12 protein-coding genes are annotated in these 12,265 nt (G+C 63.0%); 6 read left to right on the forward strand and 6 right to left on the reverse strand.

Going from position 1 to position 12,265, the window contains the following annotated elements; genetic code table 11:
• The first annotated feature begins 247 nt into the window (after window positions 1-247).
• From RA19_RS14165 to RA19_RS14185, 6 genes are all read left to right on the forward strand, one after another.
• A complete protein-coding gene (locus tag RA19_RS14165) occupies window positions 248-1,720 on the forward strand; it encodes a hypothetical protein (RefSeq protein ID WP_039163658.1) in 1,473 nt (490 codons plus the stop codon).
• A gap of 200 nt (window positions 1,721-1,920) precedes the next feature.
• Window positions 1,921-2,784 carry an S-methyl-5'-thioadenosine phosphorylase gene (locus tag RA19_RS14170; protein ID WP_039163762.1) on the forward strand — a complete coding sequence of 288 codons (864 nt, stop codon included), beginning with the start codon at window positions 1,921-1,923 and terminating at the stop codon, window positions 2,782-2,784.
• Between the two features lie 122 nt (window positions 2,785-2,906).
• Complete coding sequence (locus RA19_RS14175; protein WP_039163660.1) at window positions 2,907-3,917, forward strand: DUF418 domain-containing protein; 1,011 nt, start codon at window positions 2,907-2,909, stop codon at window positions 3,915-3,917.
• Window positions 3,918-3,971: 54 nt separating this feature from the next.
• Window positions 3,972-4,601: a LysE family translocator gene (locus RA19_RS14180; protein ID WP_039163662.1), complete on the forward strand. Its 630-nt coding sequence runs from the start codon at window positions 3,972-3,974 to the stop codon at window positions 4,599-4,601.
• Between the two features lie 117 nt (window positions 4,602-4,718).
• A complete protein-coding gene (locus tag RA19_RS27015; protein ID WP_193748277.1) occupies window positions 4,719-4,856 on the forward strand; it encodes a hypothetical protein in 138 nt (45 codons plus the stop codon).
• 118 nt (window positions 4,857-4,974) lie between these two features.
• Window positions 4,975-5,514 carry an adenine phosphoribosyltransferase gene (locus RA19_RS14185; RefSeq protein WP_039163664.1) on the forward strand — a complete coding sequence of 180 codons (540 nt, stop codon included), beginning with the start codon at window positions 4,975-4,977 and terminating at the stop codon, window positions 5,512-5,514.
• A gap of 212 nt (window positions 5,515-5,726) precedes the next feature.
• Here RA19_RS14185 and RA19_RS14190 read toward each other — a convergent pair whose 3' ends face one another.
• The 6 genes from RA19_RS14190 to RA19_RS14215 all read right to left on the reverse strand — a co-directional run bounded on the left by RA19_RS14190 (window position 5,727) and on the right by RA19_RS14215 (window position 12,223).
• A complete protein-coding gene (locus RA19_RS14190) occupies window positions 5,727-7,145 on the reverse strand; it encodes an FAD-binding oxidoreductase (RefSeq protein WP_039163666.1) in 1,419 nt (472 codons plus the stop codon).
• Window positions 7,146-7,186: 41 nt separating this feature from the next.
• Window positions 7,187-8,011: an MBL fold metallo-hydrolase gene (locus tag RA19_RS14195; protein ID WP_039163668.1), complete on the reverse strand. Its 825-nt coding sequence runs from the start codon at window positions 8,009-8,011 to the stop codon at window positions 7,187-7,189.
• Between the two features lie 291 nt (window positions 8,012-8,302).
• Window positions 8,303-8,893, reverse strand: coding sequence for a GNAT family N-acetyltransferase (locus RA19_RS14200; RefSeq protein WP_039163669.1), 591 nt, complete (start codon window positions 8,891-8,893; stop codon window positions 8,303-8,305).
• A complete protein-coding gene (locus tag RA19_RS14205) occupies window positions 8,893-10,155 on the reverse strand; it encodes a M16 family metallopeptidase (RefSeq protein WP_039163671.1) in 1,263 nt (420 codons plus the stop codon). The genes RA19_RS14200 and RA19_RS14205 overlap by 1 nt, the downstream gene beginning before the upstream one ends.
• Complete coding sequence (gene thrC, locus RA19_RS14210; RefSeq protein ID WP_039163673.1) at window positions 10,152-11,540, reverse strand: threonine synthase; 1,389 nt, start codon at window positions 11,538-11,540, stop codon at window positions 10,152-10,154. Before thrC ends, RA19_RS14205 begins: the two co-directional genes overlap by 4 nt.
• Window positions 11,541-11,560: 20 nt before the next feature.
• The gene (locus tag RA19_RS14215; protein ID WP_039163675.1) at window positions 11,561-12,223 is read right to left on the reverse strand and encodes an SURF1 family protein; all 663 of its coding nucleotides are present in this window, start codon (window positions 12,221-12,223) and stop codon (window positions 11,561-11,563) included.
• Window positions 12,224-12,265 lie beyond the last annotated feature (42 nt).

Here is a 12,265-nt window from a genome sequence, read left to right on the forward strand (position 1 = left end):
AAGCTGTTGCGCCCGCCCCTAGCGGAAATGCGCCTTTGGGGCAAGGGCGCGGGCCTTCCGCAGGGAATACCGCATCTGCGGGACGCAACGAGGCCACCCTCCCTGCCGCTACCTTCCGCACGCGAGGTATCTGCTCAGATGGACAGGGATAAAACTTTAGCGCTTGTTGCACCTACACCGCTCGCCCCGCCTTGAAAACGCGCCCCAAGCCGCTGATGATCCCCCTATTCGGTTTGAAGGATTTGAGATGCAGCGATTCAAAAGCTGGGCAGAGATTGACCCCACCGAGGCCGAGGAAAAGCTGATGCAGATGGCAATGGCCGGTGAATTCTGCAACTGCGGTCCCGAGAGTCAAACCCCGCCCGAGCCAGCGGACTGGTCGTCGCTGCCCGCTGACCGCCACATCCGCGCCGATGTGCTGCGTTTCTTCCTGCGCGGCGGCTGCGAAAGCAGTCAAGTCACCGAAGTCGGCGTTATGCTGACAGGAGCGCTGATCAGTGGTGAATTGGATCTGGCGGATTGCGAAATCCTCGGCAACATGCTGCTGCATAACTGCTGTTTCCAGCATGGCATTGATGCCTCCCGCTGCAACGCCTTGAAAGACTTTCGGCTGCACGCCTGCAAACTGCCATTTCTTGACGCTGCCGGACTTAAGGTCGGCGGGCAGCTAGGTTGCGACGGCGCAGAGTTCCAGAACAAGGGCGGGACGGCGCTGAACCTCCAGGACGCTGAGATTGGCCAGACCCTTTTCCTCCGCTCCGTAAAAATCTTCGGCGCGGCGGATCTGAACGGCCTCAAAACCGGCGGGGCGCTGGAATGCAATGGCGCAGAGTTCCAGAACCGGGGCAGAACGGCACTAAACCTCCAGGACGCTGAGATTGGCCAAGGCTTTTTCTTTCGCGATCAGGTCACTGTACAGGGGTCCATTGACCTGACCACTGCACACTGCGGTGACTTGGTGGATGATCCTGACTGCTGGCCGGACAGCGGGCACCTCATCCTTGACGGATTCACCTATCGCCGCATTGCTGGATCAACCGATGCCCGCACCCGGCTCAACTGGCTGGCGCGGGGGGATCACTGGGAGGGAGAGTTCTACCCCCAACCGTACAAACAGCTCGCCAAGGTGCTGCATGAAATGGGGCATGAGGCGGATGCTAAAGAGGTCCGCATTTCCTTGGCACAAAAACTTGCTCGAAACGCCCGTGCGGAACGTATTTGGTTTACTGGAACTGAGTTTGAGTTTCTCAGAGTCCTGCTGCCCCTCCCAATAATCTGGTTCTGGCACATGGCCCTGAACTTTCTCACGGATTATGGCTATCGCCCGGGCAAAAGCTTAGCCGCTCTCGTCTTTCTTTGGGCGGTAGCCATCTATCCTGCACACAAAGCCTGGAAAGAAGGCAGTTTCGCTCCAAACTCCGGGCCAATGCTCACTTCACCAGAATGGCAACACCTTGCGAGGGATTCGGACAACCCGTCCAAGGAATGGAGCAGCACCGTGCCCGGCAAAGATTGGGAGACCTTCAATCGTTACGCCTATGCAGCGGATCTTGTAGTTCCCATCATCGACCTCGGCCAGACTGACGCCTGGGCGCCCTCGACCGAGCGCGGCTGGTGGGGGTATCACCTTTGGTGGCTGCGCTGGGTCTTCACCACCATGGGCTGGATCGTCACCGCCCTCGGCGCGGCGGCGCTGACCGGGATCATCCGGCGCGAATAGGCCCCGCCCCTTCATCTTTCCCCAAATACTCTTGCCGAAGGCAAAATCCGAACTCGCAGCATCCGCCCGGTGCACAGGGGGTGCACAGATGCTGCACGCCTGTCACCCCCAGTTTATCACCTTGCTCTTGCCAAAACCGCCCTCCCTTGCGCATATCCCGAACAGCAGCATCAGGAGGGCAGAGCTTGACCAAGGAAACCATGATCGCCGTGATTGGCGGCTCCGGCATTTATGAGATCGACGGGCTGGAAGGCGCCGAGTGGGCCACTGTAGACACCCCTTGGGGGGCGCCGTCGGATCAGATCCTGACCGGCTCGCTGGACGGCGTCAGAATGGCCTTCCTGCCCCGCCACGGCCGCGGCCATGTGCATTCCCCCACTGAGGTCCCCTACCGCGCCAATATCGACGCGCTGAAGCGGCTGGGGGTGACGGATGTGTTTTCCGTCTCCGCCTGCGGCTCGTTCCGCGAGGAGATGGCACCGGGCGATTTTGTGGTTGTGGATCAGTTCATTGACCGCACTTTCGCGCGTGAAAAAAGCTTCTTCGGCACCGGCTGCGTTGCTCATGTGAGCGTCGCGCACCCGACCTGCGAGCGGCTGTCGGACGCGGCAGAGGCGGCAGCGCGGGATGCGGGCGTCAATGTTCATCGCGGCGGCACTTACCTGTGCATGGAGGGGCCGCAGTTCTCCTCGATGGCGGAAAGCAGGATGTACCGCGAGCAATGGGGCTGCGACGTCATTGGCATGACCAACATGCCCGAAGCCAAGCTCGCCCGCGAGGCAGAGCTGTGCTATGCCTCGGTGGCCATGGTCACCGACTACGACAGCTGGCACCCCGAGCATGGTGCAGTGGACATCACTGACATCATTGCGACTTTGCAAGGAAACTCCGCCAACGCCCGCGAACTGGTGCGCCGCCTGCCCGGCCTGCTGGGCAAGACCCGCGCCGACTGCCCGCATGGCTGCGACAAGGCGCTGGAATACGCGATCATGACCGCGCCGGAGAAGCGCGACCCGGCACTGCTGGCCAAGCTGGACGCAGTGGCGGGCCGGGTGCTGGGCTGATCCCAATCTGCAACATCCGGTAGATTTCGGGGCGGGCTGCCAGGCACCGCCCCTTTTCTTTGCCTGGCATCGCTCCTTTATCAAGCCGCAGTAGTCAGCCCGCTGTTTTCAGGACCGTTCCCATGCGCCTTCACGGATTGGACATTGCCCGTTTCCTCGCTTTCTGCGGCATGGTCCTTGTCAATTTCCGTATCGCTGCACAGGTGGCGCCCGGCGCAGACGCCATTTCGCTGTTCACCAACGCCCTGGAGGGCCGGGCTGCAGCCCTGTTTGTGGTGCTGGCAGGGATCGGGCTCTCTCTGGGCAGGCCGGACCGGGCGGCGATTGCCCGCCGCGCACTGTTCCTCTTTCTGGCCGGGCTGCTGAACCTGACCATATTCGAAGCTGACATCCTGCATTTCTATGCGCTCTACTTCCTGGCCGCCCTGCCGTTCCTGACCGCCTCTGGCCGGGTTCTTCTATGGGCGGCCTGCGGCACTCTCCTGGCCGGGCTGACCGGGCTCCTGGTGCTGGACTACGAAGCGCATTGGAACTGGGAGACCCTGACCTATGCGGACTTCTGGACAATCGAAGGCTTCCTGCGCCATTCCTTCTTCAACGGCTGGCATCCGGTGTTCCCCTGGGCGGCCTTCCTGTTTCTGGGCATGCGGGTGGGCCGTCTGGATCTGGCCAGCCGCAGGGTGCAAGTCCATCTGGTCATCTGGGGCATAGCGGCTGCGGTGCTGGGTGCACTGCCGCAGCTGTTTGTGCAGGACCCGGAATTGATTGATCTGGCGGCCACTTCCGCCATCCCGCCGGGACCGTTTTATATCATCGCCGCAGCCGGCAGTGCGCTGGCGGTGACCGGGCTGGTGCTGGCGATCGCTCCGGCACTGGACAAGGCCGGGCTTGCGGAATGGCTGGCGGCGCCGGGACGGCAGGCGCTCAGCCTTTATGCGGCGCATATCCTGCTTGGCATGGGAACGCTGGAAGCCATGGGGCTGCTCGACGGTTCGCTTACCACCAGCCGGATCTTCGGGTTTTCTTTGGGGTTCTGCGCCCTGTCGATGCTGCTGACCTGGATCTGGAGCATATTTTTCAAACGCGGCCCGCTTGAAGCCCTGATGCACTGGAGTACAAGTTTTCCCCGTTGACGCGCCGGCGTTTCCGAGGCTTGCTGCAGGCAACCCTTTGCCTGGAGACCCATCATGGACCTGAACCTTTGGCTGGCCTTCAGCGCCGCTTCCATCGCTTTGCTAATGATCCCGGGGCCAACGGTGCTGCTGGTACTGAGCTACGCGCTCTCCAAAGGGCGGCAGGTGGCAGTGGCTTCGGCGCTTGGCGTAGCACTGGGGGATTTCATCGCCATGAGCGCTTCTCTGGCCGGGCTGGGTGCGCTGGTGCTGGCCTCGGCAACGCTGTTTTCGGTGCTGAAATGGCTGGGCGCAGCTTATCTGGTCTGGCTGGGTGTGAAGTTGTGGCGCAGTGCACCCGATGCGGCAGTGGACCGGTTCCGGCCGGACAGCAGCGCTGAGGCACGGGGCGTTTTCAGCCATGCGGCGGCGGTAACAGCGCTGAATCCCAAGTCGATTGCATTCTTCATCGCCTTCGTGCCGCAGTTCATCCGGCCGGAGAACAGCCTCGCTCCTCAATTTGCCATCCTTATTGCAACCTTTGTCGGCCTCGGCGCGCTGAACGCTTTGGCTTACGCCTTGTTGGCAGACAAACTGCGGCGCTGGATTGCCAAACCTGCAGCCGCAGCGGCAGTGACACGCACCGGCGGGCTGGCGCTGATCGGCATGGGAGCCGCCACCGCGCTGCTGCGCCGCCCCGCCTGAGCAAAGGGCTGCACCACGCCGCAGAAATTTGATTTCGCTGCCTGCAAAGGCTAGTGTTTTGGGATCATCCGCCAGCCGGCTCCGGGTGATCCCTTGTAATGTAATCAGTGCCGTCCCATGACCATGAACCTCCATACCGCCTGCAACCTGCTGATCCGCCGCCGCCGCGACTGGCGCGGAGCGCATCTGGCCTGGCTGCCGCCCAGCCTCTACCGCAGTTACCTGACGCGCCGTAAAATCCGGCACGGCCGGTAGCATCGGCAGGCTCCAACCGCCGTTGCCTCTTGCATGAAGCGGCCGCTTCGGCCAAACCCCCGCTGACCCGGGCGCAGGCGCCGGGCGACCGTTCCATTTGCCCAGGGGGAGACAGCCCATGCCCAAAAAGCCCGACGTCAAGGACTACATCCGCACCATCGTCGATTTCCCCCACGAGGGGATCATGTTCCGCGACGTGACCACCCTGTTTGCCGACCCCCGCGGCTTCCGCATGGCGATCGACCAGATGCTTCATCCCTATGCGGGAGAGCAGATCGACAAGGTGGTCGGGCTCGAAGCCCGCGGCTTCATCCTGGGCGGGGCGATAGCCCATCAACTGAGCGTGGGATTTGTGCCCATCCGCAAGAAAGGCAAGCTGCCCGGCACCACCATCAGCGAGGAATACAAGCTGGAATATGGCGAGGCGATTGTCGAAATCCACGACGATGCCATCAAGCCCGGCGAGAAGATCCTGGTGGTGGACGATCTGCTGGCCACCGGCGGCACCGCAGGTGCCGGCATCAAGCTGATCGAACGGCTGGGCGGCGAGATTGTGTCCTGCTCCTTCATTGTCGATTTACCGGAACTGGGCGGCCGCAAGCTGCTGGAAAGCATGGGCATGGATGTGCATGTCCTTTGCGAGTTCGACGGGCTGTAACCTAGCTTGGCTCAAGACTGCGGCAGGGAGACTCTCCCGCCCGTCTCCGCCTATTCAAAGAACAGGCGTCCCCAGTTGGGCATGGCCTTTCAGGCTCCTCAAGGAGCCTGAAAGGCGCGCCGCGCGGATGCGCGGCGCCGGGCCCAAGACCGCCAGACCGTCCGGCGCAGCCGGGCTGCTGCGGGCGCGGGAGCCTTCCCGGCTGGGAAGGATCAGTTGAGTTTCAGCACGGCACCTGGATTCATGATCCCGTTGGGGTCCAGCGCGTTTTTGACAGCGCTCATCGCCGCGAGGCGAACGGGGTCGCCATAGCGCTCCAGATCGCCGGTTTTCATCCGCCCGACCCCGTGCTCAGCGCTGAATGAGCCGCCAAAGGCATGGACCAGGCCGTGCACAGTTTCCTGTACCGCGTCACGCACAGCTTTATACGCATCACGGGTCCGGCCGCGGGGCGGGAAGACATTATAGTGCAGGTTGCCATCCCCCAAATGGCCGAAGCAGTTGATCCGGAAATCCCCGAGGGCGGCCACAGCCTTCCGGCCCTGCTCTATAAAGGCTGGAATTTCCGATACCGGCACCGAAACATCATGGCTGGACACAGCGCCAATCGCCTTGTTGGCAACCGGGATATGCTCTCGCACTGACCAGAGCATCTGCCGCTGGGCGTCCGATTGCGCGATCACCCCATCCGCCGACAGCCCGGCATCCTGCGCAGCCGCAAAGAGCCCGGTCAGCGTGTCCGCCGGATCCAGGCCCCGCGGCAGGCCCAGCTCAATCAGAACCGACCACTCCGGCGCCTCGGCAAAGGGCTGGCGGACTTGCGGCAGGGCTTCCGCAAGGAACTCCAGCCCTTGCCGGTGGATCAGCTCAAAAGCGCTTACCGACTCGCCGGTCCGGTCCCGCGCCAGTGCCAGCAGTGCGATCGCCGCTTCCGGATCCCTGACCGAGAAAACAGCCGTCCCGGCCCCGGCCGGTACCGGAGACAGCTTCAGCGAAGCCGCGGTGATGACGCCCAGCGTGCCTTCTGCGCCGATCAGAAGGTTCTTCAGGTCATAGCCGGTGTTGTCTTTGCGCAGCCGCGACAGCCCGTGCCAGATCTCTCCCGACGGCAGGACCGCTTCCAGACCGAGGCAGAGGTCGCGTGCATTGCCGTAGCGCAGCACGTTGACGCCGCCGGCATTGGTCGAAAGATTGCCGCCGATCCGGGCCGAGCCTTCGGCGGCCAGCGACAGAGGGAACAGACGGCCTGCGTCTTGCGCCGCAGCCTGAATATCGGCCAGGATGGCGCCGGCCTCGGCGATGATGACATTTTCCTGCGGGTAGACCGCGCGGATAGCCGGCATTCTCTCAAGCGACAGAACCATTGGCGCAGGCCCTTCGGGCATCACTTGGCCGCCAACCAAACCAGTGCCGCCGCCGTATGGCACCACAGGCACACGGGCGCCATTTGCCTCGCGCACCAGGATGGAGACCTGCTCCACCGTCCGCGGCAGCGCCAGAATCCCGGCCTGCCCCTGATAGCGGCCGCGCGGCTCTTCCAGGTAGCGCGGTTCAGGCGCGCGGAGAACACCTTGCGGCAACAGTACGGACAGGCGGGCGGCAAAGGCGGGATCGGCAGGATTCAGGGTCATGGCTTATCCATGGCGCAAGCCCTGCGGCCTGGCAAGCCAGGTCATTCACCGCTTTGCAGGTACCTGGGCTGCAGAACGTGAATTGTCGGGCGGCTGGGCAGGGTGCGCAAAGAGACGGTGATCTCGCTGCTTCCGTCGTTCATAACTTCGAACTCCGGGCCAATGCGGGCCAGGAAGCGCTCGAGCGAATACTCGGTGAACCAGTGCATTGGGATGATAACGGAGGAACGCAGCCGTCCGAGCACCTCCAGCATCTGATCCAGCGGCAGGGTGATCCCCCCATCCACCGCCGCCATCACCACATCCAGCCGCCCAAGCGCTGCATATTGCTCCGGCGTTGGCACATGATGCAAATGGCCGAGATGGCCGATACAAAGGCCCGCGGCTTCGAACACGAAGATGGAGTTGCCGTGCGGCTCTACCCCGCCGAACATGTTGCGGATGTCGGTCGGAACGTTACGGATCAGCATTTCTCCAAGGTCCAGGTGGTGCTGAGCCCCCGTTCCGGCAGGCCCCCACCCCTGCAGCACATGCGGGATCGCCGGGTCCGGATGTGCGGTCCAATGGGTTTCATGGGCGTGGTTCATGGTGACGACATCCGGGATCAGCGGCGCGGAGCCAGTGAAGCCGGTGAAATCAGTCACCACATTGAGCCCCCCTTCAGTCCTGAGCAGGAAGGAGGCATGGGCAATATAGCGGATATGGACGCTGTCCCGGGAAACAGGATCCTGCCAGCTGGCCTTCTGCAGATACTCCAGCCCGTCTGTGCTTTCGGCCAGGGCGATGCAATGGCTCGCCCGCCGCTCCTGAGCTTGCAGAGCACCGGCACAGAGGGTCAGGCAGAGAAACCAAAGAAGAGCGCGCATGACGCAGGTTCTAGGGCGTATTTTCCCGCTGTCAGCCCTTTGGGCGGAAATTCCTCCCAGAGGCCCTCCCGCCCGCTCCTGCAGAATTTGAAATTCTGCCTCGCAGTTGGGCATAGCGCCGGGCCGGCGGCCCGGCGCAGACGGTTCGCTTGCGCAGCCGGTTCTTCCGGCCGCCAGGCCGGACAGCGCCGCGCCTCAGGCGCGGCGCTATGCCCAACGGGAGCGGCGCATTTTCAATGCGGCTGCGACGGACGGGAGCTCTCCGGCTGCGGCTGGACGGTGTGTTTGCGGTCAGGCCTGCCCTGCAAGGGTCTTACCGCGGCGGTCATGGCGCAACGAGGCATAAAGCACATGGGTGCGCCAGCGGCCGTTGATCTGCAGATAGGACTGGGCGACGCCTTCGTATTTGAAACCGGATTTCTCCAGCAGCCCGCGGGAGGCCTGGTTTTCCGGCAAACAGGCGGCCTCGATCCTGGAGAGATCCAGCTTACTGAATGCATAATGCACCACGGCGCCGATGGCCTCGCGCATGTAGCCTTGGCGGGCAAAGGATTGGCCGGTCCAGTACCCCAGCGTCCCCGCCTGGGCCGGGCCGCGGCGGATGTTATCGAGCGTGATCGCCCCAACCAGCTGATTGTCCGACCGGCGCACCAGGAACAACGGCAGCGCAGTGCCACCGGAGACTGAACGGCGGGCCCAGTAAACCCGGTTGGTAAAGCTCTTGCGGCTGAGGTGGTCGGCCGCCCAGCTTGGCTCCCAAGGCGTGAGATACGCCTGGCTCTGAAGGCGCAGCGCCGCCCAGCCGTGAAAATCCGCATGCACCGGCGGCCTGAGAGTCAGGCGCTCGGTTTCAATACGGACCTTGCGGCGGTTGAGCAGCATCAGGCGGCGCGCCTCTCCTGCAGCCTCTCCAATGCGGGGGCGCCGTCCACCGGGCCATAAAGCGCGAGTGCTGCAGGTGCTGTTACAGCCATAGTCTCGGCCAGCTCACGCACGTCCTTTGTTTTGACCGCATTGATGCGCTCCACCGTGCGCTCCAGCGACGGCACCTTGCCCCAGATCTGCACCAGCCTCGCCAGACGCTCGGCCCGGTTCGAGGGGCTTTCCAGCCCCATCAGCATGCCTGCCTTCATCTGGGCGCGGGCGCGCTCAACCTCGGCATCGTTCATATCATCCGCAGCGCGTTTCATCTCGTCGATGGTGATGCCTGCCAGCTCCGCCAGCTGCTCGCCCGAGGTGCCCGCGTAGACGGTCATCGAGCCGGTATCTGCATAAGACCCGGCCTGCGAGAAGATCGTGTAGCAAAGGCCGCGTTTTTCGCGCACCTCCTGGAACAGCCGCGAAGACATGCCCCCGCCAAGGGCGCTGGCATAGATCTGCGCGGTGTACATGGACTGGTCGCGGTAGCTGGGCGCCTCAAAGGCCAGCGCAAAATGCGCCTGCTCCAGATCTTTCACTTGCCGTGCTTCACCACCGGTAAATGTGGCACCTTCGGCGGTGAAATCGGCTTTCGGCTCCATGTGGCCGAACAGGCGCTCTGCTAGTTTCACCAGCTCTTCGTGATCCACACCGCCAGCGGCTGCGAGGATCATCTGGCCGGGGCCGTAGTGCTCGCCGACAAAGCCTTGCAGATCCTCGCGGGAGAAGCTGCTGACACGCTCGGCCGGGCCCAGGATAGTGCGGCCCAAGGGCTGGCCGCGGTAGCTTTCCTCCTGCAGCCAGTCAAAGATCACATCATCGGGCGTATCCAGCGACTGGCCGATTTCCTGCAGGATCACCCCGCGCTCGACCTCGATCTCGCGCTGGTCGAACACCGGGTTCAGCAGGATATCCCCGATCACGTCCACCGCCAACGGCACGTCGTCCTTCAGCACACGAGCGTAGTAGGCCGTTACCTCGCGCGAGGTGTAAGCGTTGATATAGCCGCCTACGTCCTCGATCTCCTCGGCGATCTGCAAGGCCGAGCGGGTCTTGGTGCCCTTGAAGGCCATGTGCTCCAGGAAATGGGCAATACCGTTCTGTTCAATCCGCTCGTGGCGGCCGCCGGCGCTTACCCAAATCCCGATCGCCGCGGATTCCAGACCCGGCATGTGCTCGGAGACGATGCGGAACCCGTTGGCGAGTGTGTGTTGCTGTACGGTCAATGCGCGATGTTCTTTCTGATGTGATCCTCAAGGGCAGCCAGATCATTGGCGATCCGGGTCACCCGTTCCGATCTCTCATACAGGTCGGACATGCGCTGCGGCAAGGGCGGATGGATACCGCTTGCATCTTCCACGGCTGCCGGGAACTTCGCCGGATGCGCGGTGGCCAGGGTGATCATCGGCACGTCTGCGTTACGGTGCTCGTTCGCCACCTTCACGCCAACCGCACCATGCGGGCACAGCAGCTCGCCTGAGGCAGCCAGTTCGGATTTGATGGTGGCCAGGGTCTCCTCCTCGGAGGTGCGGCCCGAGGCATAGGTTTCAGACAGCGCCTGCATCGCACCTTGGGAGACGTCAAAGCCGCCGTTCTTCAGCTCATCCATCAGCTGGGCGATGGCCTTGCTGTCCTTGCCATAGGCGTAGAACAGGGCGCGTTCGAAGTTGGAGGACACCTGAATGTCCATCGAAGGCGAGATCGAGGGCTGGGTGTCGCCCTTGTAGTAGCCCTGCCCGGACAAGCAGCGGTGCAGGATGTCGTTCTGGTTGGTGGCAACCACCAGCTGGTCGATCGGCAGGCCCATCTGCTTGGCAATGAAGCCCGCAAAAATATCGCCGAAGTTGCCGGTGGGCACGGTGAAGCTCACCTTGCGCTGCGGTGCCCCCACCGAGACAGCGGCGGAGAAGTAATAGACCACCTGCGCCAGCACGCGGGCGATGTTGATCGAATTGACGCCCGCCAGTTTCACACCGTCACGGAAGTCGAAGTCGTTGAACATGTCCTTCACGCGCGCCTGGCAGTCGTCGAAGTCGCCATCGACGGCCAAGGCGTGGACATTGGCGTCCTGCGGGGTGGTCATCTGGCGGCGCTGCACCTCAGACACACGGCCGTGCGGATAGAGGATAAAGACATCCACATTGTTCAGGCCCCGGAAGGCTTCCATGGCTGCAGAGCCGGTATCGCCGGAGGTGGCGCCTGCGATGGTCACCCGGTCGCCGCGGCGCTCAAGTGCGGCCTGGAACAGCTGGCCGATCAGCTGCATGGCGAAGTCCTTGAAGGCCAGCGTCGGCCCGTGGAACAGCTCCAGCAGGAAGTGGTTGGGGGCCAGCTGTTTCAGCGGTGCGCGGGCGGCATGGCCGAAGCCCTCGTAAGCGCGGGCGATGATGCCGCGGAATTCCTCGTCGGTGAAGCAGTCGCCGATGAAAGGACGCATGACGCGGAAGGCGGTTTCTTCGTACGACAGACCAGCCAGCGCAGCGATCTCATCCTGGGACATCTGCGGGATTTCGGCCGGCACATAGAGGCCGCCGTCGCGGGCCAGGCCGGTCAGCATTGCGTCTTCAAAGGTCAGCTCGGGCGCTTGGCCCCGGGTCGAGATATATTTCATCGCCTTCAGCTCTTTTCAGTTCAGGGGCGGCTGCGCCGCAGGAAGTAGAGGGTCATCGCCGCCCAGATAACGGCCAGCGAAAACCAGGTGATCGCATATTGCAAGTGGTTGTTGGGGATGCCCGCCGTTGTCACGGCATGCGGAGTGACCGCGGCCTCAGGCGTTGCGCTGCGGGCGACAATCAAAACGGGTTCGGTGTTCAGGCGCTCTGCCATATAGGCCACGTCCCGGGCATAGAGGATATTGGTGTCCACTGCCGGCGCAGGCGTGGTCCAGTCGCCCTCATCCGGCCAGAGAAGATTGCCTGTTACCGAAGCCGCTCCGTAGTTCAGTGGCATATTCTTTTTGGCTGCGGAAATGAAACCGCGGTCTACGAGGACACGCCGGCCATCGGAGGTAACAAAGGGCGCTATGACCCGGTAGCCCGTCTCGGCGTCCTTAGTGACCCAGAACACGTGCAGTTCGTTGCCCTCGATCTCACCTTCAGCGGTGACGGCCAGGTAACGGTCGCGCTTTTCGACCGGGGATTGGGGCAAACCTGCAGGAACAGCTGCAATATTGCTCTCAATCGTGTGCAGCAGGTCTTCTTTCCAGGCCTTGCGCTGCAGCTGCCAGGTGCCAAGGCCGATCAGTATCGCCAGGCCGGCGCCGCTGATGATCAACAGGAAGATGACACGCCGCATCGACGCTGCTCCGCTTCAAAGTTCAGGGCGCGCAAGGTGTCC

This window comes from Leisingera sp. ANG-M1 (assembly GCF_000813745.1).
Classification (GTDB): Bacteria; Pseudomonadota; Alphaproteobacteria; order Rhodobacterales; family Rhodobacteraceae; genus Leisingera.

Excerpts from the sequence above, each read along its gene's own strand:
- RA19_RS14195 (WP_039163668.1), bottom strand. The coding sequence starts at position 8,011 with ATGCGCGCTCTTCTTTGGTTTCTCTGCCTGACCCTCTGTGCCGGTGCT.
- RA19_RS14180 (WP_039163662.1), top strand. The coding sequence starts at position 3,972 with ATGGACCTGAACCTTTGGCTGGCCTTCAGCGCCGCTTCCATCGCTTTG.
- RA19_RS14175 (WP_039163660.1), top strand. The coding sequence starts at position 2,907 with ATGCGCCTTCACGGATTGGACATTGCCCGTTTCCTCGCTTTCTGCGGC.
- RA19_RS27015 (WP_193748277.1), top strand. The coding sequence starts at position 4,719 with ATGACCATGAACCTCCATACCGCCTGCAACCTGCTGATCCGCCGCCGC.
- RA19_RS14185 (WP_039163664.1), top strand. The coding sequence starts at position 4,975 with ATGCCCAAAAAGCCCGACGTCAAGGACTACATCCGCACCATCGTCGAT.
- RA19_RS14190 (WP_039163666.1), bottom strand. The coding sequence starts at position 7,145 with ATGACCCTGAATCCTGCCGATCCCGCCTTTGCCGCCCGCCTGTCCGTA.
- RA19_RS14215 (WP_039163675.1), bottom strand. The coding sequence starts at position 12,223 with ATGCGGCGTGTCATCTTCCTGTTGATCATCAGCGGCGCCGGCCTGGCG.
- RA19_RS14170 (WP_039163762.1), top strand. The coding sequence starts at position 1,921 with ATGATCGCCGTGATTGGCGGCTCCGGCATTTATGAGATCGACGGGCTG.
- RA19_RS14165 (WP_039163658.1), top strand. The coding sequence starts at position 248 with ATGCAGCGATTCAAAAGCTGGGCAGAGATTGACCCCACCGAGGCCGAG.
- RA19_RS14200 (WP_039163669.1), bottom strand. The coding sequence starts at position 8,893 with ATGCTGCTCAACCGCCGCAAGGTCCGTATTGAAACCGAGCGCCTGACT.
- thrC (WP_039163673.1), bottom strand. The coding sequence starts at position 11,540 with ATGAAATATATCTCGACCCGGGGCCAAGCGCCCGAGCTGACCTTTGAA.